At 59.2% G+C, this 25,709-nt stretch carries 20 protein-coding genes and 1 tRNA gene; 12 read left to right on the top strand and 9 right to left on the bottom strand.

Annotated features, from left to right (window positions below):
* Positions 1–51: 51 nt before the first annotated feature.
* Positions 52–879, bottom strand: coding sequence for a cyanophycinase (locus tag FNT36_RS11470; RefSeq protein WP_233635850.1), 828 nt, complete (start codon positions 877–879; stop codon positions 52–54).
* Between the two features lie 158 nt (positions 880–1,037).
* Between FNT36_RS11470 and mgtE the strand changes: the two genes are divergently transcribed.
* A complete protein-coding gene (gene mgtE / locus FNT36_RS11465) occupies positions 1,038–2,420 on the top strand; it encodes a magnesium transporter (RefSeq protein WP_144847678.1) in 1,383 nt (460 codons plus the stop codon).
* Positions 2,421–2,523: 103 nt separating this feature from the next.
* Positions 2,524–3,603: an exosortase X gene (gene xrtX, locus FNT36_RS11460; protein WP_233635849.1), complete on the top strand. Its 1,080-nt coding sequence runs from the start codon at positions 2,524–2,526 to the stop codon at positions 3,601–3,603.
* Here the strand turns inward: xrtX and arfB are convergent.
* Positions 3,600–4,004, bottom strand: a complete 405-nt coding sequence (arfB, locus tag FNT36_RS11455; protein ID WP_144847676.1) for an alternative ribosome rescue aminoacyl-tRNA hydrolase ArfB — start codon at positions 4,002–4,004, stop codon at positions 3,600–3,602. The genes xrtX and arfB overlap by 4 nt on opposite strands.
* A 56-nt stretch (positions 4,005–4,060) precedes the next feature.
* A complete protein-coding gene (locus FNT36_RS11450) occupies positions 4,061–5,020 on the bottom strand; it encodes a 3-oxoacyl-ACP synthase III family protein (RefSeq protein ID WP_144847673.1) in 960 nt (319 codons plus the stop codon).
* 197 nt (positions 5,021–5,217) lie between these two features.
* Between FNT36_RS11450 and FNT36_RS11445 the strand changes: the two genes are divergently transcribed.
* Both FNT36_RS11445 and FNT36_RS11440 read left to right on the top strand, forming a co-directional pair.
* Positions 5,218–5,703 (top strand): hypothetical protein, encoded by a 486-nt coding sequence (locus FNT36_RS11445; RefSeq protein WP_144847671.1) that lies wholly within the window; start codon positions 5,218–5,220, stop codon positions 5,701–5,703.
* A gap of 303 nt (positions 5,704–6,006) precedes the next feature.
* Positions 6,007–10,854, top strand: a complete 4,848-nt coding sequence (locus tag FNT36_RS11440) for a reprolysin-like metallopeptidase (RefSeq protein ID WP_144847669.1) — start codon at positions 6,007–6,009, stop codon at positions 10,852–10,854.
* 135 nt (positions 10,855–10,989) lie between these two features.
* On the opposite strand, the gene FNT36_RS11435 is transcribed toward FNT36_RS11440, so the two are convergent.
* A tRNA-Phe gene (locus FNT36_RS11435) sits at positions 10,990–11,062 on the bottom strand.
* A gap of 174 nt (positions 11,063–11,236) precedes the next feature.
* Here FNT36_RS11435 and FNT36_RS11430 point away from each other — a divergent pair.
* The 5 genes from FNT36_RS11430 to FNT36_RS11410 all read left to right on the top strand — a co-directional run bounded on the left by FNT36_RS11430 (position 11,237) and on the right by FNT36_RS11410 (position 17,364).
* Positions 11,237–12,619: a (Fe-S)-binding protein gene (locus tag FNT36_RS11430; RefSeq protein WP_144847667.1), complete on the top strand. Its 1,383-nt coding sequence runs from the start codon at positions 11,237–11,239 to the stop codon at positions 12,617–12,619.
* A 30-nt stretch (positions 12,620–12,649) separates the two neighbouring features.
* Entirely contained in the window at positions 12,650–13,558 is a 909-nt protein-coding gene (locus FNT36_RS11425) for a (Fe-S)-binding protein (protein WP_144847665.1), read from the top strand.
* Positions 13,559–13,788: 230 nt separating this feature from the next.
* A complete protein-coding gene (locus FNT36_RS11420) occupies positions 13,789–14,286 on the top strand; it encodes a hypothetical protein (protein ID WP_144847663.1) in 498 nt (165 codons plus the stop codon).
* A gap of 98 nt (positions 14,287–14,384) precedes the next feature.
* Entirely contained in the window at positions 14,385–16,307 is a 1,923-nt protein-coding gene (locus FNT36_RS11415; RefSeq protein WP_144847661.1) for an OmpA family protein, read from the top strand.
* A 118-nt stretch (positions 16,308–16,425) separates the two neighbouring features.
* Positions 16,426–17,364 carry a DUF4476 domain-containing protein gene (locus FNT36_RS11410; protein WP_144847659.1) on the top strand — a complete coding sequence of 313 codons (939 nt, stop codon included), beginning with the start codon at positions 16,426–16,428 and terminating at the stop codon, positions 17,362–17,364.
* Between the two features lie 97 nt (positions 17,365–17,461).
* Here the strand turns inward: FNT36_RS11410 and FNT36_RS11405 are convergent, their stop codons facing one another.
* Positions 17,462–17,935: a DUF4293 family protein gene (locus FNT36_RS11405; RefSeq protein ID WP_144847657.1), complete on the bottom strand. Its 474-nt coding sequence runs from the start codon at positions 17,933–17,935 to the stop codon at positions 17,462–17,464.
* A gap of 97 nt (positions 17,936–18,032) precedes the next feature.
* On the opposite strand from FNT36_RS11405, the gene FNT36_RS11400 reads away from it, so the two are divergent.
* From FNT36_RS11400 to FNT36_RS11390, 3 genes are all read left to right on the top strand, one after another.
* The gene (locus FNT36_RS11400) at positions 18,033–19,235 is read left to right on the top strand and encodes a thiolase family protein (protein WP_144847655.1); all 1,203 of its coding nucleotides are present in this window, start codon (positions 18,033–18,035) and stop codon (positions 19,233–19,235) included.
* A 75-nt stretch (positions 19,236–19,310) separates the two neighbouring features.
* Entirely contained in the window at positions 19,311–20,585 is a 1,275-nt protein-coding gene (gene kynU / locus FNT36_RS11395) for a kynureninase (protein WP_144847653.1), read from the top strand.
* A gap of 86 nt (positions 20,586–20,671) precedes the next feature.
* Positions 20,672–21,331 carry a hypothetical protein gene (locus FNT36_RS11390; RefSeq protein ID WP_144847651.1) on the top strand — a complete coding sequence of 220 codons (660 nt, stop codon included), beginning with the start codon at positions 20,672–20,674 and terminating at the stop codon, positions 21,329–21,331.
* An 81-nt stretch (positions 21,332–21,412) separates the two neighbouring features.
* Here FNT36_RS11390 and FNT36_RS11385 read toward each other — a convergent pair whose 3' ends face one another.
* The 4 genes from FNT36_RS11385 to FNT36_RS11370 form a co-directional block, all read right to left on the bottom strand.
* Positions 21,413–22,075 carry a phosphatidylserine decarboxylase family protein gene (locus tag FNT36_RS11385; protein WP_144849209.1) on the bottom strand — a complete coding sequence of 221 codons (663 nt, stop codon included), beginning with the start codon at positions 22,073–22,075 and terminating at the stop codon, positions 21,413–21,415.
* Positions 22,076–22,311: 236 nt separating this feature from the next.
* Positions 22,312–23,601 carry a Glu/Leu/Phe/Val family dehydrogenase gene (locus FNT36_RS11380; protein ID WP_144847649.1) on the bottom strand — a complete coding sequence of 430 codons (1,290 nt, stop codon included), beginning with the start codon at positions 23,599–23,601 and terminating at the stop codon, positions 22,312–22,314.
* Between the two features lie 151 nt (positions 23,602–23,752).
* Positions 23,753–24,691 (bottom strand): phosphatidate cytidylyltransferase, encoded by a 939-nt coding sequence (locus FNT36_RS11375; RefSeq protein ID WP_144847647.1) that lies wholly within the window; start codon positions 24,689–24,691, stop codon positions 23,753–23,755.
* Between the two features lie 15 nt (positions 24,692–24,706).
* Positions 24,707–25,639 carry a CPBP family intramembrane glutamic endopeptidase gene (locus FNT36_RS11370; protein WP_233635848.1) on the bottom strand — a complete coding sequence of 311 codons (933 nt, stop codon included), beginning with the start codon at positions 25,637–25,639 and terminating at the stop codon, positions 24,707–24,709.
* Between the last annotated feature and the right edge of the window lie 70 nt (positions 25,640–25,709).

The following is a 25,709-nucleotide window of genomic DNA, read 5'->3' as shown; positions in this document are numbered from 1 at the left end:
TTTCTCAATGCGCAATTAGTAGGGAGCAATGAGCCGTTGGTTGCAGTATTCTTATTCTGCCGTTAGCTGCTCATTACTCACTGATAAGGTGTCGCCGGCCACTAGTAGGTCTACGGTGAGGCCGCGGGCACCTAGGGGGCGGCCTTTGGGCAGCGTGGCCACGTTGTTTGCCGTTACGTGGTGGGCATCCACTACTATCACTACTTCGGTACCAAACACTTCGGCGGGGCGACCGGGGTGCAAGAGCAGGCCAGTTTCCTCGCTCAAGCCCAGGCCCAGCAGGTGGGGGTGAGCCAATACGGCGTGCAGCAAGCGCGGGTAGCGCTCGCGCTCGATGAAGTGTTGGTCAATGAGCAAATTAGGTAGCAGCCCTAGGCCTGGTATTACCTCAATGCCGCCGCCCAGTAGGCTGCGCCAGCCGCGGCCGGCCACTAGCATTTGTCCGCCTAGGGCCGAGGCACCAGCGCTAGTGCCCGCCAGCAAAAAGCCCGCCTCGTGCTGGTAGCGCTGGCGCAAAATCTCTAGGAACTGCGTGCCGGCCAAGCACTCGGTCAGCCGTTCTTGGTTGCCGCCGGTCAAGAACACTAAGGCGGCCGCTTGTAGCCGCGCTAAGGTGGCGGGTGTGTCGGCGGGGTGCTCGCTATCTACCTGCAGGTGCGCCACGTGGGGGCACCCTAGGGTGCCTAGCACGCGGGCGTAGGCGGCATGCGTGGCAGCCGGCTCGTGGGCCGTGGCGGTGGTTAGTATCTCGATGGGCGCGTGGCGGTCGGTCAGCAGGCCGGCCAGTAAGGCCAGCGTGGGGTCGTCGTAGCCACCGCCCAGCAGCACGATAGTTCCTTGGGGCGCGGCAGCAGCAGAAGGCACAGAAACGGGAGTCAAAGCAGCGGAAGGGAGTGTTGCAGAGACGAAGTACGCCAAAATTGCCACCTAGGCCGTGTCTTACAACGTAACTGGGCCGTAATTTTGCCGGGCGCCCCAACTCTTGCCTAGCGAAACACTCATCCCTACCGACATTTTTCGGTTTTTACGCCCTGCCTATGACCTCGCCCGAAACCGTGGACCATATTACGTCGCTAATCCAGGAGGGCGAATTTTTTAAGCTGAAAAAGCTACTACGTTCTTTTCAGCCTGCCGAGCTGGTCGAGCTGATTGAAAACGAGGACGAGCGCGAGCAGCTTATTATTTTTCGGTTACTTCCGCTGCAGTTGGCCACCGAAGTATTTGAGTACCTCGACCTAGAGATACAACGCCACTTCCTGGACAACCTAGCCCAGGATAAGATTACGGACATCCTCAACGAGATGTCGCCCGATGACCGCACGGCGCTGCTAGAGTACCTGCCCGCCAACTTTGTGGCCGAGCTGGTGCAAAACCTCTCGGAGCCCGAGCGCCGCGTGACCTTGCAGCTGCTGGGCTACCCCGAGTACTCGGTGGGCCGCCTGATGACTCCCGACTACATCGCCATCCGCGAGAACTGGACCATTCAGCAGGCGCTCGACTACGTACGCCAGCACGGCGGGCAAAGCGAAACGCTGAACGTGCTCTACGTAACCGATGCCCGCGGCGTACTCATCGACGACATTCGCATCCGGGAGTTTTTACTGGCCAACCCCGCCACGCGGGTGCGCGACCTCATGGACCACCGCTTCGTGCAGCTCACCGTGGACCAAGACCAGGAAGAGGCCATCGACGTGTTTCGGCGCAACGACCGTGGCGCATTGCCCGTGGTCAGCGCCGACCAAGGCATTCTCCTAGGTATCGTGACGCTGGATGATATTCTGAATATTCGGGAGGAAGAAGACACTGAGGACATTCAGAAGTTCGGGGGCTCGGAGGCCCTAGACGAGCCCTATATGACTACGCCGCTGATGCGGCTAGTGCAGAAGCGCGCCGGCTGGCTAGTGGTGCTATTCTTGGGCGAGTTGCTGACGGCCTCAGCTATGCAGTTCTTCGAAGGCGAGTTGCAAAAAGCCATTGTACTAGTGCAGTTCATCCCCTTGATTATCAGCTCGGGTGGCAACTCGGGTTCGCAAGCCACCTCGCTCATCATTCGAGCTATGGCCCTAGGTGAATTCACCCTGGGCGAATGGTGGCGCGTGCTGCGCCGCGAGCTAGCGGGCGGCATCATGCTAGGGCTAATTCTGGGCTTGGTGGGCTTCGGACGCATCGCCATCTGGCAGACCATCAGCCCGATATACGGCCCGCACTGGCTGCTAGTGGCGCTCACGGTAGGCGTGGCGCTGGTAGGCATCGTGCTGTGGGGCAGCATTGCCGGCTCGATGCTGCCGCTCATACTGCGCCGCCTGGGCCTCGACCCGGCCACGTCGTCGGCACCTTTTGTAGCTACACTGGTCGACGTGACGGGGCTGATTATCTACTTCACCGTAGCCCTAGTAATGCTGCGCGGCACGCTGCTGTAAGTAGCTACTTTCTAGGTATTGCTCTGGCAGCCCCCGCACCGAAGCCGCTCTGGCAGCTTTGGTGCGGGGGCTGTACTTTTAGGCTGACCTTAGTTAGTGTTGCATGGCTGCACCCTCTACCGCTGTTTTTTCTTCTGCTATGGCGCCGGGCACGCGCCAACTCTGGCGCTTTGGCTTGGTAAGCGGTGGCTTTTTGTTGCTATGGGTTATTGGCTCGGCCTACGGCCTAGGGGTCAACAGCCCATTTGATGCCCTGCTGTGCCGCCAGCTGGCAGCCGGCAGCGTGTGGGGCCTGCAAGCTATGGGCTGGCAAGCCAGCGTAGCGACCAATATTCCTACGCTACTGCTACTAAACGGCCAGCCGACGGTGGTAGTGGGCGCGCCCTGCGATGGCCTAGTGCTATACGCTTTGCTGGCGGGCTTCGTGCTGGCTTACCCAGGCCCCACGAAGCGGCGGCTATGGTTTATACCGCTAGGTATTGCCGCGCTGTGGCTGCTCAACGTTATCCGCATTGTGGCGCTGGCGCTCAACCATCGCTATTCACCCGAGACCTTTGACTTTGACCACCACTACGCCTTTAGCGCGGTAGCCTACGCAGCCCTAGGTGGCCTGTGGCTCCTCTGGACGCGCCAATCGGCGGCAGTGGCGCCAGCTAAAGCTTCGCTCGCTACAGCGGCGCCAGCTACGCGCTCGTGGCTTACGGCGCGGGTGGCTGCTGGCGTGGCCTTGCTTGTGGTGCTCGCCCTGGTCAGCGCTTTCCAAAGCAATGTGGTGGCGGCCCTGAGTAGGGGCTGGGCCGCGCTGCTGATTACAGGTCCGGCCTGGCTGCATCAGGTGCCCGGTGCCTCGGCCGCCGATGTGCCAGCGGGTGTTAGCCACTTGGCATTGCCGGTGGGCGCAGCTTTTCTGGGGCTGTTTCTTATTATCAGCCTTTTGGGCCTATGGCTGCTTTTGCCTGCACGCGCTTGGCGGCAGGCGTGGCTTTGCTACGCGGGTATCGGGGCGGTTTGCTTGCTGTTGCTGGCCCTAGGGCGCGCTGGCGGGGGGCCGGGCACATACCGCCTAGGTCGCCTGCTGCTCGATTTTCTGGCCTCACTGCTGCCGGTGGTCGGCTTGCTGGTGCTGCTATGGCGGCCGACTACTACACCCACCACTAGTGTGGAGTTGAGTAGCGCCCGCTAATCGAATCGCCGGCGGTTAGCCTTCTTTTCGCCCTGACGCTTTTTGCTTTCTAGGCGCTGGCGCACGGCCCCAGCGCTGGGCCGGGTGGCGCGGCGCGGTTTGGGGCGGCGTAGGCTTTTTTGCAGCAGCTCCCGAAAGCGAGTTAGCGCAATTTCCTTATTGCGCAGCTGGCTGCGGTCGTCTTGGGCCACTACCAACAGGTAGCCCTCGGTGGTAAGCTGGCCGGCCAGCTTTTCCAGTATCAGTTGCTTCTGCTCTTCGCTTAACACCTGCGAGTTTTGCAAGTGCCAGCGCAGCTCTACCCGGCTTTCTACCTTGTTCACATTTTGCCCGCCCGGCCCGCTGGCTCGGCTGGTTTGAAACGTGATTTCGGGCAGAAAAGCGGCGGCAGGCGGTAGCATGCAGGTGAGCTATAAATTAATTGAATCGAGCTATGCTACTCGTACGCCACACCTACTCAGCTCGCAGCTGCCTTTTCCAGCAGCATGGCGCCGTAGGAGTAGCCGCCCCCAAATACCGTCACAATTAGCTTATCGCCTTCCTTGAGGGTGCTCCACACCTCGGCCACACCGATGGCCGAGCCGGCGCAGCCCGTGTTGCCTAGGCGGTCGATATTGTTGACGGCGCGGGCGGGGTCAAGGCCGAGCTGCTTTACCACGTTGGCCGAGATGCGCAGGTTGGCTTGGTGCGGTATTAGGTAGGTGAGTTGGTCTACGGTTAGGTTGTTTTTATCGAGCAATTGCTGGGTAATGCGCGTCATGTAGGTGCACGCCTGCTGAAAAACATCGCGCCCGAAGGGCATTACGATACCTTTCTCAACCGGCTTGAGCGTGACGGCCTCGTCGGCTTTGCCCACGGGGGCGGCGCCGCCAGTCATTACTTGCACCACGTGCAAGTCGCCGGGGGCTAGGCGCTCTTTGGTGAAGAGCAATGCCGCTGCGCCGTCGCCCCAGAGGTGGCCTGCAATGGTGTCTTCCTCGTTGTTGTAAGCCGTGTTGTGCTCGGTTACTACCACTAGCGCTTGGCTAGCCTTACCTAGGGCAAAATACCCTTCCACAATCTCGACGGCATTGAGCAGCGATGAGCAGGCCGACGAAATGCTTATCGTAGGTATCTCATTGATATTCAAATCGCGCTGCACAGCATGCGCGGCGGTATAGATGGTGTCGTGGGGCGTGTAGGTGCCCGCCACGATGAGGTCGATACCGGCCGGGTCGAAGGCTGGCAGCTCGGCTAGCAGGGCGCGGGTGGCGGCTACGCCCATGGTATTGGCGTTTTCGCCAGGGCCCGCCTTACGGCGCTCCCGGATGCCGGTGCGCTCGATTATCCAGTCGGAGGCCAACCCGTTGAGACGGGTAAAATGTTCGTTGGTAACAACGGCCGCCGGCAAGTAGGCAGCCACGTGATGCAAGTACACGCAGTGGGTAGTGGGTGGTAGAATATCAATACAAAGTTCCGGCTAACACGTGCTGGGCTCCGAATAAAACCCGCAAAAGCCGTAATCTTATACGTTAGCTGGATGCGAGCTCCGTAGAAATAGACACTAGGAGCGGCGGCACGACGTTGGCACCGTACTTGCCAAAACTACGGCAAGGCAGTTTTTTCTTTCTTTCTATGCACTTACGCTTTTTAGGGCTTAGCGGGTTGCTGAGCCTACTGGCGGCTCATTCGGCCACCGCCCAGAAATACAATACCGCTGCTGGCGTACGCCTCGGAGGGGGCAACTATGGCATCACGGTGCAGCAGCGGGTGGCTTCGCGCGTCACCATCGAAGGCATTGCCGGGCTGCGCGAGCGCGAGTACAGCGGCACAGTGCTGGGTGAGTATCATTTCGGCATTTTAGGGCCAAGCCTCAACTACTACTTTGGCGCGGGCGGCCACCTAGGGCACAACAAGGACTCGGGCAATTTTGGCGGCTTCGACGGTATAGTGGGCGTGGAGTATAAGGTGGCGTTCTTACCTATCGCGCTCAGCTTCGACTTCAAGCCCAGCTACGAAATCAATAGCGACGACTACGCCCGCTTCCCCACCGCATTTTCTATTCGCTATGTGTTCATCAAGCGCAAAACCAATCTTCTTGACCAAATCAGAGGCCGCTAGGTAGAAGCAAGCGGCGGCGCAGCTTGCCAACGCCAATCGGCAACGAATAGACTCGACGGCTACTTAGGCTAACCAGCTATAGTGTAAAAAGCTATAGCGGTGACCTAGGTAGCCGTTTTATTTTCAGCAAAATCAAACCGCACATTCACGGAATTTTACAAGCTCAACACAAGCAGATAACAAGTATAAGCCGTAGATTTGACAGTATTTGCCCTAGCGAATCATTTATTAATACAAATTTTTCCTGTTCATTTTATGCTGCATCATTACCTACGCTTACTAGCTGCTTATGCTAGGCGCCATATGGCTGCCTTGCGCCTGCCTCAGCTGCTGCTCGGCGCCTTAGGCCTGCTGCTCGCCTTTGGGGCCCACGCGCAGCAAGGCCCTGGACCGATAAGCTTTTTTACTGACGATGCGGCGGCGCGGCGCGTAGCCGCTAGCTCGCCCACGGCTGCTGCACTAACAGCCTCGCGAGCCCTTACCCTGAATGAACCGGGCCTACGCACGGCACTGGCCACAGCACCGCTCGAAAGTAAGGGTAGCGCCACTAAGCCCTTGGTAATAAGCCTCCCTTTGCCCGACGGCACCAACGCTCGCTTTGCCGTGCGCGAGTCGCCGGTAATGGCGCCCGAACTGGCAGCAAAGTTTCCAACTATCAAAACCTACGTGGGCGTAGGCCTCGACGACACCCACGCTACGGTGCGGCTCGACCTAACGCCGCGCGGCTTTCACGCCCAAGTGCTATCCAGCAAAACTGGCGATTTCTTTATCGACCCTGCTGCCAAGGCCGATATCCAGCACTACCTCAGCTTTTGGCGACGCGCCATGCCAGGCCGCAGCTTCGACTGCCAGGTGAAAGACAATGAGGGCGAGTCCCGCCGCGACGCGACCCCCGCTGGCGCGGGCCTGCGCACTAGCGGCCCAGTGCTGCGCACCTACCGTCTGGCGCTGGCAGCTACTGGCGAGTACACCACCTTTCAGGGCGGCACGGTAGCGGCGGCATTTGCGGCCATGGTCACTTCAGTAAACCGCGTGGTGGGCGTGTACGAGAAAGAACTGGCCGTGCGTCTGCTGCTGGTAGGTGGCACCACCGACCTTATATATACCGACGCCGCCTCCGACCCCTACACGAACGACAACGGCAGCGCAATGCTGGGCGAAAACCAAACCAACGTAGATAACATTATCGGCGCGGCTGGTTACGATATTGGTCACGTGTTCAGCACTGGGGGGGGTGGCGTAGCTGGCCTAGGGGTAGTGTGCCGCAATGGCAGCAAGGCTCGGGGCGTCACAGGCAGTTCGAGCCCAGTCACCGATGCCTTTGACATCGACTACGTCGCCCACGAGATGGGGCACCAGTTTGGCGGCAACCACACATTCAATAGCAATGGCGATGGTAGCGGCAGTTGCAACGGCAACCGCAATGCTTCGACGGCCTACGAACCCGGCTCGGGCTCGACCATCATGGCCTACGCTGGCATTTGCAGAGTGGCCAACAATCTACAGCCCAATTCAGACCCATACTTCCACGTCGTTAGCTACGAAGAAATTCAGGCCTACCTAGCTACCACTAGCTGCGCCGTAACGGCGGCCACCGGCAATGCCCCACCCCGGCTTACGCTGCCAGTCAGCGGCAAGGTGCTCCCCATCGGCACGCCGTTCAAGCTCACGGCCAATGCTTTTGACCCCGACAACGATGCCCTTACCTACTGCTGGGAGCAGTATGACCGGGTAGCAACGGGCGGCTCGCCCACGGCCGCACAGGTGGCTGGGTCGGCTATTCCGCTGTTTCGCTCTTTCAACCCTAGCGTTGACCCCACGCGCTATTTTCCGCGCCTGAGCAACCTAGTAGCCGGCACCACCGACATCGGCGAGCGCCTGCCCACGGTGTCGCGCGCGCTGACTTTCCGCGTGACAGTGCGCGACCAGAACAACGGTAGCCAAGGCATTATCGGGGGCGTAAACAGCAGCACCAACGTAACGCTGAGCAGCACCAGCGCGGCCGGCCCCTTCTTGGTAACGGCCCCCAACGCGGCTGGCCTCAGCTTGGATGGCGGCAGCAGCCAAACCATTACCTGGGACGTGGCCGGCACCACGGCAAACGGCGTGAACTGCGCTAGCGTCAATATCCGCCTCAGCACCGATGGAGGTCTCACCTATCCTACTCTGCTACTGAGCGGCACCGCCAACGATGGTACCGAGGCCGTGACACTGCCCAATGTGGCGACTACTACAGCCCGCATTATGGTGGAGGCCGCCGATAATTACTTTTTTGATATTTCGAATAACGACTTTACCATTACTACCAGCACGGCCTGCGCTGCACCCTTTAGCCCGGCCGTTAGCAGCATTACCCGCACCACGGCCAGCGTGAGCTTCACAGCCAGCGGGGCCGACAGCTACACCATTCGCACCGAGCCGGCTACTACTATCCAGACCGTAACCAGCCCTTCAGCCGACCTCACGGGCCTCACCCCCGGCACCAACTACAAGGTTTATATCCAAGGCACTTGCGGGGCCAACGGGCTCTCTGATGCTACGGTTATTGCCTTCAGCACGCTCTCGCCGCCGGTGTGCAACCCAGCTACCAACCTCCAGCTGACGACGGCCACCGCTACCTCGGCTACCATTACTTTCTCGGCCAGCACTTCGGGCCCGGCCGACTACACCGTCACGACTTCGCCGGCCACCCCTACCCAGACGATAACGGCTTCGCCCCTCACCCTTACTGGTCTCGCGGCTGGCACTACTTACACGGTGAGCATCCGCAGCAACTGCACCAGCCTAGGCCTCACCAGCACCGAAACGCTGACCTTCACCACGCGGCCCGTCAACGACGAGTGCGCCACTGCCCTAGGTATTACGCCTGGCGCTACTTGTGCTCCTATCAACGGCAGCGTGCTCGGGGCTACCGAGTCGCAGCCGGCTAGCATTTGCAGCGGGGCCCTCAGCTCTTCAGCCAATGATGTGTGGTACAGCTTTGTGGCCGGCGCCGGCCCCTACGGCATTACGGCCGCTAGTGGCTTCGATGGTGTGCTAGAAGTATTTAGCGGTAGCTGCGGCAGCCTTAGCAGCCTAGGGTGCGCCGACCTAATAGGCACCAACGGCAGCGAGTCATTAACACTCAATGGCTTGGTGGCAGGCAACACGTACTACGTGCGCTATTTCCCCTATAATGGCCAGGCAGGCACAGGTACGTTCAGCCTGTGCGTTGTCGCCCTCACCGACCTAGTCGTCAGTACGCCGCAGGCAGTGAGTGGCTACTACAATAATGTTACCGTGACGGGCACCGGCGCCGCCTCACTTAGCGGCAACCTAGTGGTGTACGGCACTATGACCGTACAAGATGGCGGCTCGGTGCGCACCGATGCCATTAGCTACTACGTGCAGGGCCCGGGCAGCTTCGTGCTGCAAGCCGGCGCTACGCTTATCGAGACCAACAACGTCGGTATCACGAACAATGGCTCTGGAGGCTTCTTTTTCAACTTAACGGCCCCTTCGTTCAGCCCCGACGCCAACTACGTGTTTGCGGGCGTGGGCGCCCAGGCAACGGGCACGCTGCTCCCGCGCAACGTGCGCAGCCTCACCGTTAATAATAGCGCGGGTCTTGCGCTCACTAACCCCGTGAACGTAGCGCAAGTAGTACGGCTGCAAAGCGGCAACCTGACGCTGAACAGCCGCCGCCTGCTGCTGCGTTCGTCGAACACAGGCACCGCCCTCGTCGATAACTCGGGTGGCGTTGTGAACGGGGCCACTGCCGCCATGCAGCGTGCCCTCACGGGCGGCGCCACCGGGCCCGGCTACCGTCACCTCAGCTCGCCAGTGGCCGCGGTACCGTTTGACAGCCTACGCACGAGCGGCACAGTACCGGTCGTGAATTCGGCCTACAACACCAGCGCCACACCAAGCACGAGCACGCCCTTTCCTACTGTGTTTGGCTACGATGAAAGCCGCATTACTAGCGTCACGTCCAACTACAGCGACTTTGATAAGGGCTGGTTTTCCCCCGCCGACCTTACCGAAAACATGCAGCCCAACAGGGGCTATACCGTGAATGCGCCAGCTACCGGCACCCCAGTACGCTTCACGGGCACATTTAATACGGGCAATCAAAACTCAGGCCCGCTCACCCGCGGCACCAGTGCTGATGCTGGTTGGCAGCTCCTAGGTAACCCCTACCCCTCGCCGCTCGATTGGAGCACTGTCACACCCGCCCAACGCCCTGGCATGGATGCGGCCATGTATGTTTTCCAAAGCACTGGGCAATACGCAGGTACTTACCGCACCTCCGTAAATAACATAGGGGGTCTGGCTACCCAAATTGAGGCTGGCTCGGGCTACTTTGTGCGCGTATCGACGCCCGGTACCAGTGGCGCCGTCAACCTCACCAACGCCAACCGCGTCACCACCTTCGGCAGCCAAAATCCGGTGGGCCGCCTCACCGCCGACCTGCGCCCACAGCTACAGTTGCGCGTGGCGGGCGCGGGCCGCAGCGACGATGCCTACCTCTATGTAGAGGCTGGCGCCACGGCCGGAGTCGATTCCGAATACGACGCAGTAAAGCTTCCCAATTCTACGGGCCTGAACTTGGCTTTGCTGGCCGGTACTACGCCGCTGGCCATCCAAGGCCTGCCCACGCTAGCAGGCACCACCGAGGTAGTGCTACCGCTAGCGCTGGCCGCACCTGCCGCTGGCAGCTTCACTTTTGAAGTAGCTGACCTTGCCAACTTCGGCGCCGCGACGCTGTACTTGCGCGATGCCGACACTGGCACTCAGCAGGTGCTAACTGCCGGCACACGCTACAGCTTCACGCTGGCTACTGCCACGGCGGGTCGCGGGCGCTTTGCCCTGGTGCTGCGCCCAGCAGCCACGCTAGCCACCCAAGCTCCTTTAGTACCCGCGCAAGTGGCCGTTTACCCCAATCCAGCCCGCGTGAGCTTCACGGTAGAGGTGCCAGCTGTGCCCACCGCCAACCGGGTAGAGGCCGAGCTACTCAATGCCCTAGGTCAAGTGGTGCGCCAGCAGTCAGCGGCCTTGCCCGCCAGCGGCGCGCACTTCACGGTATCTACCACTGGACTGGCAACTGGGGTTTATACCCTACGCCTGCAAGCTGGAGCCTCCATCATCACCAAGCGCGTGGTCATCGAATAGCTTAGCAATGGCTATCTAATGCTTAGATACAGAAACGTCCCGGCTGGTCAGCTGGGACGTTTTTAGTTTGCGTTAGGCGCTAATCCTGCGCCCTAGGCACACGAAAAAGCCCCACTGCTTACAGTGGGGCTTTTGTGGCAACAGTTGGAATCGAACCAACGACACCAGCATTTTCAGTGCTGTGCTCTACCAACTGAGCTATGTTGCCGGGGTTTTCCGTAGACCACCTGAGCGGCTTGGGAGCGCAAAGGTACGCTAGAATGGTTACGACGCAAGTTTTTGCGTAATAAATTTTTCAACCTGGCTGTTTGCACCCACGAAAGTAGTCGTCATGCCTACTAAATTGCAGCCTCATCCCACCCCGCTAGCTTACCTTTACTTCATGTTGCAACCCATCCTTTTCGCGCTGCTGCTACTGGCAGCGTTTGGCCTGTTTACCTGGCAGGTGCGCAAAATCAGGGCTAACATCCTGGTTGGCCGCGACCGGGACATGAGCGGCCACTTCTCCGAGCGCTTCAACAAAACACTGCTCGTCGCCTTTGGCCAGCAAAAAATGTTTAAGCGCCTCACGCCGGCCCTACTACACCTAGTAGTCTACGTGAGCTTTTTGGTCATCAACGTTGAGGTGATTGAAATTATCATTGATGGCCTGTTTGGTACGCACCGCGTGCTGCGCTTCCTAGGTCCGGTCTACGACGTGATGATGGCAACTAATGAGCTGCTGGCGGTGCTTGTAATAGTGGCAGTAGCAGCCTTCTGGTGGCGCCGCAACCACAACCCGCCGGTACGGCGCTTCACCGGGCCTGAGCTGCGCATGTGGCCCAAGCTCGACGCCAACATCATTCTCTACATCGAGGTAGCCCTCATGGTGGCGCTGCTCTTCATGAATGCTGCTGACATTCGACTGCACGAGCTACGGCGCGAAGAGCTGCCAGGTACCTTCCCAGTAAGCCGGTTTTTGGCGGGCCTATTGCCAGCCGGCAGCGAAACGGCCCTGGAAGTATTGGAGCGCACCGGCTGGTGGATTCATATCATTGGCATTTTATTGTTCCTCAACTACCTGCCTAGCTCCAAGCACTTCCACATCATCATGGCGTTCCCTAATGTGTGGTACTCGCGCCTGGTGCCGCAAGGGCAGTTCTCCAATGTGGAGAGCATCACCCACGAGGTGAAAGCGATGATGGACCCCAGCTACGAAGTACCTGCCCCGCCTGTGGGCCCTGATGGCTCGGCCCTAGCGCCTACGCCGTTTGGCGTGAAGGACGTGGAGGACTTGGCCTGGACCAACCTGATGCAGGCATACTCGTGCACCGAGTGCGGGCGCTGCACCTCGGTGTGCCCCGCCAACCTGACGGGCAAGCTGCTGTCGCCGCGTAAAATCATCATGGATACCCGCGACCGGGTCGAGGAGAAGTACAACTCGCCGCTCATCTTCCACCCCAACGTGTACGGCGAGGAAGCCAAGCACGAGCCCATTACCGACCTCGCCAATGCCACGCTGCTGCGCGGTAAAGTGACGCCCGAAGAGCTGTGGGCCTGCACCACCTGCAACGCCTGCGTGGAAAGCTGCCCGGTGAACATCAATCCGCTGGAAAGCATTGTGGAGATGCGCCGCTTCTTAGTGCTCGAAGAATCGGCCGCACCTAACTCGCTCAACATTATGTTCTCGAACATTGAGAACAATGGCGCGCCGTGGGCTTTCTCACCCTCCGACCGCCTCAACTGGGCCGATGACCTCTACGTGGCAGAGAAAGCGACTGTATAGTTTTTTTGATTTATAGCATCCTATAGTTTTATGACGCCTACCTCCTCCCCCGCTGCCCCTGCCAAGCGCCAGCTCACCGTGCCCACCGTGGCCGACCTCGCGGCGCAGGGCAAGACGCCCGAAATCCTGTTTTGGGTGGGCTGCGCCGGGGCTTTCGACGACCGCTACAAGCGCGTGACTCGCGCCTTTGCCCGCATCCTGGAGCACGTGGGTACCGACTACGCCGTGCTGGGCCTAGAAGAAAGCTGCACCGGCGACCCCGCCAAACGTGCTGGCAACGAGTTTCTGTTTCAGATGCAGGCCATGCAAAACATCACCACGATGAATGGCTACGGCATTAAGAAAATCGTGACGGCCTGCCCCCATTGCTTCAACACGATTAAGAATGAGTACCCCGCCCTAGGTGGTGAGTACGAGGTTATTCACCACAGCACCTACCTGCAGCAGCTCATCAACGAGGGCAAAGTAGCGGTGAAGGGTGGTGAGAGTTTTCAGGGACGTCGCATCACGTTCCATGACAGCTGCTACCTAGGGCGCGCCAACAACATCTATGAAGCCCCACGCGACGTGCTGGCGGCCCTCGATGCTGACCTGGTAGAGATGAAGCGCAGCCGCGCTAATGGTCTATGCTGCGGCGCAGGCGGTGCCCAAATGTGGAAAGAGCCCGAGCCCGGCAAGAAGGACATCAACATCGAGCGCACCGAGGAGGCCCTAGCTACCCTCAGTGGACAAGCTGCGGCGCTAGACAACCTGCGCGGCGTCGAAACCGAGCGCACCGCCCCGAGCGAGCATAGCCTGCAGGGCGCCATCATTGCGGTGAGTTGCCCCTTCTGCATGACCATGATGAGTGATGGCGTGAAGAACAAGGAGCAGGAAAGCGCGGTGCAAGTATTTGACTTAGCTGAGCTGATTGCCAGCGCTGAGGGCATCAACGCCTAGGACCGTAGATTTAACAGATTGCGCGGCTACGCTTTTAGCTGAGCTGACTGACATTTCTGGGTACAGGTCACAACCCTTTACCTTCAAGGCTACTTTTGCGGCTAGCAATAGAACTAGCCGTTATCAAGGCGCGCGCTGGTACCTTAGTTCGCCTTCACAGAAGTAGAAAAATAGTCAGCCACGCCAGAGGCGTAGCCGCGCAATCCGTTGAATCCATTAACTCTGCGGTTATGTATGTAGCTTTTGACCATCTACCCCCTCGGGCCCGCGTGTGGATTTACCAGGCCAGCCGCCCGCTCGATGAGGCCGAGCTAGTGCAGGTGCTGCCGCGCCTCGCCGCCTTTGCCGAGGAGTGGACCAGCCACGGCCAGCAGCTAGCGGCCTCAGCGCAGTTTCTGCACCGGCAGTTTTTGGTGATTGGGCTGGATGAGGCCGTGGCCGGCGCCAGCGGCTGCTCAATTGATGCCTCGGTGCGTTTTGTGCGCGAGCTGGAACAACACCTAGGCATAGACTTGTTGGAGAAGTCGCGGATGGCTTTTCTTACCGAAGGCCAGTTGCAGCTGCTTAATCGGCGCGAACTGCGCGATGCTATTACTGCTGGCCAAATAACCGCCGACACGCCTTACTTTAACAACACCTTGACTACCAAGGACGAGCTCACTACTAGCTGGCCTGCCCCGGCCGGCCAGACTTGGCTGGCTTCCTATTTCCAGCAGCAGCCTTCTTAGGTAGACTATTTGGCTGCTCTAGTGCGTTGTATTATTGCCTACTAAATTATACTCTCGCCCATTCCGGCTGCATGGCTTTTCTAATTACTTATTCGTCAATGCGTAGTTTTTCAGTTATTGGAGCGGCGGCTAGCGCGGTAGTTTTGCTCGGCAGTTGCGCCACCTCGGGCAGCATGAGCAAGGCCGACAAGCGCTTTGCGCGGGGCGAATATGAGCCAGCCATTGCCCTTTACAAGGCTGATGTAGCCAAGGGCAAAGGCGCCGCCAGCGCCAACTTTCGCATCGGCGAAGCTTACCGCCTCTCCAACCGCCTCGACCAAGCCGAGCCTTTTTACAAAGCGGCCCTCGATGGGGGGCTACGCAATGCCGACCTAGCCTTTCGCTACGCTGAGGCGCTGAAGGCTAATGGCAAGTTTGACGAAGCTGCCAAGCAATTCACAGCGTACGCCCAAAACGGTACCAACCGCACCCTAGGTGCCCGCGCCGAAGCCTCTGCCCGGAGTGCCACGGCCAGCAAGGCGCTAGTAGGCACGGCCGCTAGCTACGACGTGAAACCGCTTGATGCGCTGAACACGCCCGATGCTGACTTCTCGGCCTCGCGCATGCCCAGCAGCGGCGAGTTGGTATTTGCCTCGGGGCGCGACGGCAAAACCTACCTAGGCAATGGGGAGAAGTTTCTGTCGCTCTACGCCCAGAAGTTCGACGACCCCACGGCCATGACCGGCGGCACTGCCCGCAAGCTCGAGCCTATCTTCAACAATACCAAAGAGCATCAAGCCAGCGCCACTTACACGCCCGATGGCAAGACGATGGTCTTTGCGCGCTCGAACGATGGCTCTAAGAAAGGCTACCGCAGCGTCGATTTGTGGATTTCCTACTTCCGCGATGGCGCCTGGACTACGCCCATTTTGGCTAATATCAACGACCGCACGGCCGACGACTTTGCGCCCGCTTTTGCGCCCGATGGTACTACGCTTTATTTTTCCTCGGCTCGCAAAAGCGGCCTAGGGGGCAATGACTTGTACAAGGCCACCCTAGGAGCCAACGGCCGCTTCTCGCCCGCCGAGAACCTAGGTGACCAAGTAAATACTGTAGGCAACGACAACTTTCCTGGTATTGCGCCCGACGGTACGCTGTACTTCTCCTCCGATGGACACCCGGGCTTCGGCAAGCTTGATATCTTTAAGTACCAGGGCGGCAAGGTGACCAACCTAGGCGCGGGCGTGAACTCGGCGGGCGATGACTTTGCGCCCTTCTTCACCGGCCCCGACCTAGGTATCTTCTCCTCAAACCGTGAGGGAGGCAAGGGCTCCGACGACCTGTACACGTTCAAGAAGAACCCGCGCAAAGTGGTGACCTTCTACGCTGACGTGACCGTGGTGGAGCGCGACGACAAGGCCAAAACGACTACGCCGATACCGGGCGAAACGGTGACTATCACCGACGGCCGTGGCCGCAAGCAGGATGTGCCTACCGGTGCTGATGGCAAGTTCAGCATCAAGCTCGACTCGGCGCAGAGCTATGCACTATTTACTGACCGGCCGGGCGACTTCACAGCGCGGGGCTCGTTGAGCACCGTGGGCCGCTACCCTACCCAAGAGTCGCTAACGCAGCCGCAGACAGATATTCGATTGCCGATTACCCTGACGCTTAACAAGATTATTGTCAACAAGGCCATCGAAGTCAAAGACATTTTCTACGACTACGATAAGTACGCCATCCGCCCCGATGCTGCCGTGCGCCTCGATACGCTGGTGCAAACCTTGCAGGATAATCCCAAGATTAACATCGAGCTAAGCTCGCACACCGACCAGCGCGGTAAAGACGCCTACAACCTCAAGCTGTCGCAGCAACGGGCCGAATCGGCCGTGGCCTACATCGTGAGCAAAGGCATAGCTAAGAGCCGCATCACGGCTAAGGGCTACGGCGAAACTCGCCCTATCGTGAAAGACCCCAAGTCGGAAGCCGACTACCAGCGCAACCGCCGCACCGAGTTTAAGGTGACACGCATCGATAAGTAACCGCCTTCTGGCAAGACCTAGGCCCCCGCACTGCGGGGGCCTTTTTTGTTGGCACGCCATTTGGATTTAGCTAGTGCACGCCTCCGAAACACCTCGCCGGCCTTCCTCCTCTTTTAGTATGAAAACGCTCTTTACGCTTGTGGCCGCTACACTGCTAGCCTGGGTGGCTGGCACCCCGGCTATCGCCGCCCCGCCCGCGCCACCTGCCGGCGCCACATTCGTTTCGGAGCGGGGCCAGGTCTTTGGTTTGGCGCTAGATGGCCAGCCCCTCACGCGGCCGGTAGCCCGGCAGGTGCGCGTGGCCCGCCTAGTGCCGGGCCAGCACTGGGCCGACTTTAGCGTGCCCACGCGCTACGGGCCGCCGTTGCGCTTTCGCACCGCCGTGTGGCTGCAGCCAGGCCTCGAAACCAATTATGTACTTGTGCTGCGCCCTGGCTACGGGCCGCAGTTGCGCCAGCTAGGTGCCGTGCCGCTGGGCCGGCCGGTCTATGGCCCCCAGGGCAGCTACCCTGGTAGTTACCCACAAGGGTACCCCGCGCCGCAGCAGGGCCCCGCCCCCTATAACACTCCCGGCAATTATGACGAGGACAACGACTATAGCCCACCTGCCGGCCCTCCCTATGGCAACGACCCACGCAACGGTGGCAGCTATGGAAATAATGGCGCACCTGCCCCCGGCTACCCTGGTGGCTACAATCCGGGTGGCGCACCCAGTGCGCCCAATGGCAACTATTACCCCGGCTCGGCCGCTGGCAGCTACCTGCAGCCCCTAGCGCCCGCCGAGGTGGCAGACCTGACCCAGGCCCTGCGCAACCGCTCGTTTGACGATGCGCGCCTGCCCATCGTGAAGCAGGCCCTGGCCCAAAGTGCTGTGCGCGCCGACGAGCTAGCGCAGCTCATCAGCACGCTGTCCTTTGATAAATCGCGCATCGAATTGGCTGAGTACGGCTACGCTCACCTTAGCGACCCCCAAAATTTCTACCGCGTGTATGATGTGCTGCGCTACCCAACGAGTATTAGGGAGGTGCAACAAGCCCTAGGCTTACCGCAGAATTAACTATAGCAAAAACAGAAGGCCCCGGCAGCGCGCAGCTACCGGGGCCTTTTAGTATGGATAATCAATTGTTACTTCTATTATCCAGTACCCACATTACTTACCGCAGGCGGTCGGCGCTGCGTACTAGCTGCTCGTCGCGCCGGATGAAGCGGTTGGCGAGCAGGTTCAGCATCAGGGCCAGGGTAGGCAGATAGAAAGCAGGCTCAAACTGGCCTTCTAGCTTAGGATTGAGTAGGGCCTCACCTTTGTTGGAGAAATAAAACTGCAGGCCAAACGTAGCCACGATGAGCAGCAGGTTTAGCATGCCCAGCTTGAGCTGGCCGAAGCGATTGCGGAACAGAAAAATTTCGCGCACGGCAACAAGTGCCGAAGCAATAGCAGCCGAAGCAATCAGAAAAACGGGACCTAGGCCCTTGGGCGTTGGCATCCCGACGGCGTCGAAGCCGAAGGCGTTCATCGTAAGTTCTTGATGCGTAAGGCCATCGACCTTGTGCCACAGCGGCAGCGCCAGCATACTCAGCATGCACAAGGCCAGCAAGAGTAAAAACACGCTTTGGATTCTTTGTATCATCTTTGTGGTTGTGAAAAACGGCCGACGGCGATGCTGCGCGGCCAGGCCAAAATTAGCCCTCAACCGGCGGACTCGCTCTGCCTCAACGCTACCCAGAATGCCCAATGCGTATATCGTGGATGCCGTGCGCACCCCGATTGGAAAATTTGGCGGCTCGCTCAGCAGCGTCCGCCCCGACGATTTGGCGGCCCTCGTGCTGCGCGAGTTGCTCCGTCGCAACCCTGGCCTCGATAAAAGTGCCGTCGAAGATGTAATTATTGGCGCCGCCAACCAAAGCGGTGAAGACAACCGCAACGTAGCCCGTATGGCGGCGCTCCTAGCGGGCTTGCCCGTCACCGTGCCCGGCGTTACAGTCAATCGTTTGTGCGCCAGCGGCCTGCAAAGCATCATGGACGCCGCTCGCGCCATCAAGGCCGGTGAGGGCGACGTGTACCTGGCCGGTGGCGCCGAAAGCATGACCCGCGCACCGTTCGTCATGGCTAAGTCGGAAACCGCTTTTGCCCGCGACTTTACGGCCCACGACACCACCCTAGGGTGGCGCTTTGTAAACCAGCGCTTGGCTAAGCAGTTCTTCCCTTATACCATGGGCCACACGGCCGAGAACGTAGCCCGGCAGTTTAATATCAGCCGCGAAGACCAGGACGCTTTTGCCTTCGAAAGCCAGCGCAAATACCACCGCGCGGCCGAAAAAGGTCGCTTCCGCAAGGAGCTGGTGCCGGTGTTCGTACCCCAGCCTAAGGGCGACGCCGCGCTGTTTGACACCGATGAGCAGCCCCGCGTGTCGACCCTCGAAAAGCTGGCCACCCTTAAGCCTGCCTTCCAGCCCGATGGCGGCACTGTGACGGCCGGTAATGCCGCTGGTATCAATGACGGCGCCGCAGCGGCACTGCTAGTAAGCGAAGACGCACTGCAGCGCTTTAACCTCAAACCATTGGCCCGCATTATTTCGTCGGCCGTGGCAGGCGTTGACCCAGCCATTATGGGCATGGGCCCGGTGCCGGCTACGCGCAAGGCGCTGGAGCGCGCGGGGCTGTCTCTAGGTGACATGGACCTCATCGAGCTCAACGAAGCCTTTGCTTCGCAGAGCGTAGCCGTTATTCGGGAGCTGGGCCTCGACGTGGCTAAGGTGAACGTGAACGGCGGCTCCATTGCCATGGGTCACCCCCTCGGGTCGAGCGGTGCGCGCATCGTGGCTACACTGGTGCACGAGATGCAGCGCCGCGAGGGCGTGCGCTACGGCCTAGCTACCATGTGCGTGGGCGTAGGCCAGGGCGTAGCCATGGTTTTCGAAAAAATGTAACCTAGGGCGGGCCCTAAGGCCGCTTATTCTCGTTAGTGATTGCGCGGGCTCGTTGGGTCCGCGCTCCTTATTTACATGACCTACGACGCTTCTCCCGCCTTTGCCGCTGCCCAAGATGCGGCCGACCCGCTCGCCCGCTTCCGGCAAGAATTTCACTTTCCGCCCGGCCCCGATGGGCAGCCGGTGGCTTATTTCTGCGGCAACTCGCTGGGCCTGCTGCCTAAAGCGGCCCGCACTGCGGCCGAGCGCGAGTTTAAGGCCTGGGAAGAGCGCGCCGTAGAAGGCCACTTCACCGGCAGTCGGCCCTGGCTGACCTACCACGAGACGCTAGCTGAGGCCACGGCTCATGTGGTAGGCGCCCGACCCGATGAAGTGGTGGTCATGAACACGCTGACTGTGAACCTGCACCTGCTACTGGTCACGTTTTACCGCCCCACTGCCACCCGCTACAAGGTGCTGATGGAGGCCGGCGCTTTCCCCTCCGACCAATACGCCTTGGAAAGCCAGGCCCGCCTGCACAATCTCAATCCCGACGATGTCATCGTCGAAATCGCTCCTAGGTCTGGCGAGCACACACTGCGCACCGAAGACATCGAGGCCAAAATAGCTGAGCTTGGCGACTCGCTGGCCACGGTGCTGTTTGGGGGCATTAATTATTACACCGGGCAGGTGTTTGACATAGCGGCCATCACGCGGGCGGGGCATGCGGTGGGCGCCACCGTGGGTTTCGACCTAGCTCATGCGGCCGGCAACGTCGTGCTGCACCTGCACGACTGGGATGTGGATTTTGCCTGCTGGTGCAACTACAAGTACCTCAACTCGGGCCCCGGCGGCTCGTCGGGCATTTTTGTGCACGAGCGCTTTGCCCACCGACCCGACCTGGTGCGGCTGGCCGGCTGGTGGGGCCATGACCAGGCCGCGCGCTTCCAGATGAAAAAGGGTTTCCAGCCTATGCCGGGTGCGGCGGGCTGGCAGCTTTCCAATGGTCAGATTATTACGCTGGCCATCTACGACGCCAGTGTTGACCTTTTTGAGCAGGCGGGCGGCATGGAAGTGCTGCGCGCCAAGAGTGAAAAGCTCACGGGCTACCTCGAGTTTCTAATTAAAAACATAGGGCTGCCCCAGAGCAAGTTGGAGATAATAACCCCGGCCAACCCGGCCGAGCGGGGCTGCCAGTTGTCGCTGCTGGTGCACGAGCGCGGGCGCGAACTATTCGATTATTTGGCTGCTCAAGGCATTATTGCCGACTGGCGCGAGCCGAATGTCATTCGCCTTGCACCCGTTCCACTCTATAATTCGTTTGAGGAGGTGCGCCGGGCGGGCGCGGCCTTATCTCAATTTTACAGTTAACAAGGAGCAGTGAGCCGAGCTTAGCAAGCAGCCTAGTCGCCAGCTTCCTATTGGCTCATCATTCCTTGTCAATTGCTTATTACCCTATGGAAGACTACGCGGCCAAAATGGCCCTCAAGCCCGATGCAGCCCTGCGCGAATACGTAGTCGGCTACGCCCAATACCGTGAGGAGGCCGTGCTAGCGGCGCTCGACGAGCTGCGGCGGCGGGGCCAGCCCGCGCCCGAAGATGCGACCCTGCGCCCCACCCTCGAGGCAACCGTACAGCAGCAAGCTGCCGCTACGCAAGCAGCTCGCGAAACAACCGCTGATACTGCCGAAGAGGAACTGACTCCGCTTTACTCGCCAGCGAGCATTGTCGTCATCTCGGCAGTGGTATCAGTGGTAGCGGGGGCGTTTTTGCTAGGTATCAACATGTACAAGCGCAAGCGTGGCAATGCCATCTTGGGCTTAGTATCGTTTGTGCTGCTTTACCTCATCGGCGAGGCGCTGCTACTGCGGCTGCTGGTGGCGCAGCATTTGTTTTCGCCGTTCATGGCCTTTCTGCTCGACTTGCCTTTGATTTTGGCTTATATCTGGTGGTTTTGGCCGCGCTATGTGGGCACCTACCAGTTTCAGCCGCGCAACTGGCTGCTGCCCCTAGGTATCTGCTTGCTACTGAAATTTAGCCTTGCTTACCTGCTCTTGCTCAACCCTACTGTTGCGCAAATGCTGAAGCAGCAAATGGAGCAAATGCAGCAGCGCTAACAAGTTCGTAGTCTGCTTCTAACATAAGAAAGCCGGTATTCTCCAGGTGGAGAATACCGGCTTTCTTATGTTAGAAGCAGGTTAACCTTTTAATTGGCACAGTACGGTTTCCCCGCCTTTTACTTTTTGGCCGAGGGTTACTTTGATATCTGCATCGAGAGGCACGAAAACATCGACGCGCGAGCCGAACTTGATAAAGCCAAACTCTTCTCCCTGGCTTACTTCATCGCCTTCGTTCACGTACCACACAATGCGGCGAGCCATGGCCCCGGCTATCTGCCGGAACAGAACCAGGGGGCCAGCATCGCTTTCCACCACCACCGTAGTGCGCTCGTTGTCGGTACTGCTTTTGGGGTGCCAGGCTAGCAGGTACTTGCCGGGGTGATACTTGAAGTAGCGCACAATGCCCGACACTGGGTTGCGGGTAATGTGCACATTGATGGGCGACATAAATACGCTTATCTGGCGGCGCGCATCCTCAAAATACTCAGACTCATACACTTCCTCAATTACTACCACCTTGCCGTCGGCTGGGGCCAGCAATAGGTCTTCGTGGGTGAGCAAGCGGCGAAAAGGCGAGCGAAAAAACTGAAGCAGCGTGAGAAACGCAATAACCGAGATACCCGCAAAAATGCGATTAAAGGCCACGTTGGGGCCATTATAACGGTTTAGCAGCAGGTTGAGGGCCAGCAACACCAGCAGCGTCACGAACAAGATGCGGCGGCCTTCTTTATGTATCTTAATCACGGAATAGCACGGATTTTAAAAGGATTTCACGGATTTCACGGACGCGGAGTCACTTATCCAGTTAACACGCAAATTAACGGCAACAGTTGCCAAGGTTAGTTATTACGCATCGTGGACGACCTCAGGCAAAGCTATACGCAATGCTGCCGGTAATAGCAGCAAGCCAGAGCCCTGCTCAAAGTCGTCCACAAAATCCGTGAAACCCCTTTTAAAATCCGTGCTACTCCGTGGCTTTAGTAGCCGCCGCGGAACTTATAGGTCTGGGCTACTTTGTCGATGGCGACCACGTAGGCAGCGATGCGAAGCGAGCAGTTGTATTTCTGGCTCACGGCATACACCTTCTCGAAGGCCTCGGTCATGATGCGGTCGGCGCGCTCGGTCACCATGTCTTGGCTCCACTTAAAGCCTTGCTTGTTCTGCACCCACTCGAAGTAGCTCACCGTCACGCCGCCCGAGTTGGCCAGAATGTCGGGCACTACCGAAATGCCTTTGCCGTAGATAATAGGGTCGGCTGAGGCAGCTGTGGGGCCGTTAGCACCTTCCACAATCAACTTGGCTTTGATATATGGCGCGTTGTGCTCCGTGATGACATCTTCCACGGCAGCGGGTACCAGTACATCAACCTCCGAAGTCAGGAGTTCGTTGGGGTCCATCGGCGTAGCACCGGGGAAGCCATCGAGGCGGCCTGCGTGCATGTTTTTATAGGCAATCGCTTCGTCGATATTGATGCCGTTGTCGTTCCAGTACGCGCCCGAGATGTCAGATACACCTTTAATCTTTAGGCCTTTGTCAAACATCAGCTTGGCCGTCCACGAGCCTACATTGCCGAAGCCCTGAATGGCAACCGATGTATTTTCTACTTCCATGTCCAGCTTGCTCATGGCAGCTAGGCACGATACCATTACGCCGCGGCCAGTGGCCTCAGTGCGACCTAGGGAGCCGCCCATTACGAGGGGCTTGCCCGTTACCACGGCCGAAGAGGTTTGGCCTACGGTCTTGGAAAATTCGTCCATAATCCAGGCCATCTCGCGGGGGCCGGTACCCATGTCGGGAGCCGGAATGTCGCGGTCGGGGCCGAAGACATCCTTCATCGAGTTGGTATAGGCGCGGGTCAGGCGCTCTAGCTCGCCGGCGCTCATGGTGCTGGGGTCGCAGATGATACCGCCCTTGGCACCGCCGTACGGGATATCAACTACGGCGCACTTCCAGGTCATCCAGGCCGCTAGGGCTTTTACCTCGTCGAGGTTTACGTTCTTATCGTAGCGAATACCGCCCTTGCTCGGACCTAGGATAGTATTGTGCACCACGCGGTAACCCTCAAACACGCGCACGTGGCCATCGTCCATCGACACGGGCAGATTCACAATTACTTGCTTGTCGGGCGCCTTTAGTACTTCGTAAGTGGTATCGTCGAGCCCCAGGATTTCAGCCGCAACATTGAAGCGCGACATCATGGACTCAAGCGGGTTTTCGGTGTGGCCTACTTTGGGGGCGGGCTCTTTGTACACAGTGGTGGCTGCCATCTGAGAAAAAATTGGTGAGGGTGGGTGGGAAGGGAGATAAAACGCGCTTTACGAAAAAGCGCCGCAAAGGTACGATATCCGTAGGTGCGCGGACTTTGCAAAGCTTGCTTTCCCAGCCACCGTGCCGCCTACAAAGTCCGCGCCACCTTCCTTACCCAGCCAGTACTTGCAGCAGCGCCAGCACCGGCAGCACCAACAAAAACGCGTCGAAGCGGTCGAGCAGTCCACCATGGCCAGGCAGGAAAGTACCCGAGTCCTTGACCCCAGCGCTACGCTTCAGCATCGACTCGGCCAGGTCGCCTAGGGGGCCGAAAACGGCCACCACACCCGCGGCTACTAGCCGGTGGCTCAGCGGAATATCGGGCAAGAAATAACCAGCGGCCCAGCCCACGGCCAGCGTCAGCAGGGCGCCGCCAGCCCAGCCTTCCCAGGTTTTGCCGGGCGAGATGCGGGGAGCCAGCTTGTGCTTACCGAAGTTTTTGCCCGCGAAGTAGGCACCCGTGTCGGCCGCCCACACAAAGAAAATAAGGCAAAAAACACGACCCGGCTCAAAGTGCCCCGAGCCAAACGCAATGAGGCTCAATAAAGCCATAGGCAAGCTGACATACAGCAAGCCCGTAATGGTAGCGCCGATATTGACGAATGGATGATTGTTATCAGGCCACAGTAGCACTTCGCGTAGCACCAAGAGCACCAGCATTACGAGCAATCCGCCCAGCCAGAAAAGCCCTGACCGTATGGCGGAAGCAATAAACGAAGCGCCTGATTCGCCATTCGCCCAGCCAAAGAGCTGCGTGTAATACGAGTAGCCAACCGTGAAATTGATAGCTGCGAAAACGAGCAGCCCGATGATAATCCCAATCCAAAAAGCGGGCTTGTGGCCGCTAGCGCGCATGATGCGGTAAAACTCCTTGAGTATCACGGCCTGCACCGCCGCAAAAAACACAGCGAAAGAGATAGGTCCACCGAATGTGCAGCCAGCAAGTAACACTGCCGCCAAAGCGCCCCAAATGGCACGCAAGCGTAGGTTGCTAGGTCCCTTTTTGGGCTGGGGGTCGGGCGAAGGGGCGGAGTCTATGGCTGGGTTCAACGGCGAAAAGGAAAGTTAGCGCAAAGGAGAGGTAGAGTCGGGGTCTGCTACTAGCGGAGGGGTAGCCGCCATGCGCTGGTGCAAGGTGTAAAGCAGCGCGGCGCTGAGCACGGTTGAGAGCAACACCGCGGGCCAGGGCAGCGCCTGGTTGGCGTCGGGGTCAAAGGAGCTGGGCAGCTGCCGGCCCTGCGCCAGATAAAGCAAGAGGAGTTGAAAAGCATTTTGGGTAAAGTGCGCGGCCATCGGCACCAAGATGTTGCCGCTCCACTCATACAGATACCCTAGGATGAGCCCTAGCAAAAAGCGCGGCACAAATCCAAAAAACTGCAAGTGCGCGGCCGAAAACAGAGCCGCCGTGAGCCACACACCCACATGCTTGGAATTAAACCATCGCACCAAATTGCGTTGAATGACACCTCGAAACACCAATTCTTCGGCAATGGCGGGGGTTACGGCTATCACGAGTAGCCCCACTAGCAGACGGGCAGACGTCGTAAACTCGGTGAGAAACTTCGTGAGGGCGGCAGCCTGGTCTTCCTTATCGCGGGCCCACTGCTCAAAATCGCGTAGGAAAGCGGGGAAATGCACCTCGGCGTTCCACGATACTAACGCCGACTGCATCGGCGCCGACACGAGTATTAGTAGCGCGGCGGCACCCAGCCACCAGGCTTGCCGCAACGGGCGCGGGGCAAAATAGCGCTCGGCGGGCTGCGTGCGTGTGCGCAGCACTAGCGGCAACACAGCCGCCCCGGCACCTAGGCCCGCCAGCGATAGGCCTTGCAGCAGCATCGACACGGCCCAGCCATTGGGTACGCGCTCGGGGGTGGTAGCCAACTCGCCAAACTGCGCCATCGACAACCCAAACACCGAAGTAGCCAGCACTAGCGCCAGCAAGCTGGCTAGGCACAGCCCCGCCACGGCTAGCCCCACCAGCAGCAAAATTTGCAAAAGGGGATGCAGCGAGCGGGAAGGCAAACCATTCATAAGGGCGAAGGTGTTCAAGGGGGTGTAAATTTGC

The sequence above is a fragment of the Hymenobacter setariae genome, from assembly GCF_007713685.1.
GTDB lineage: Bacteria > Bacteroidota > Bacteroidia > Cytophagales > Hymenobacteraceae > Hymenobacter > Hymenobacter setariae.
This window is presented reverse-complemented; position numbering and strand designations above follow the sequence as displayed.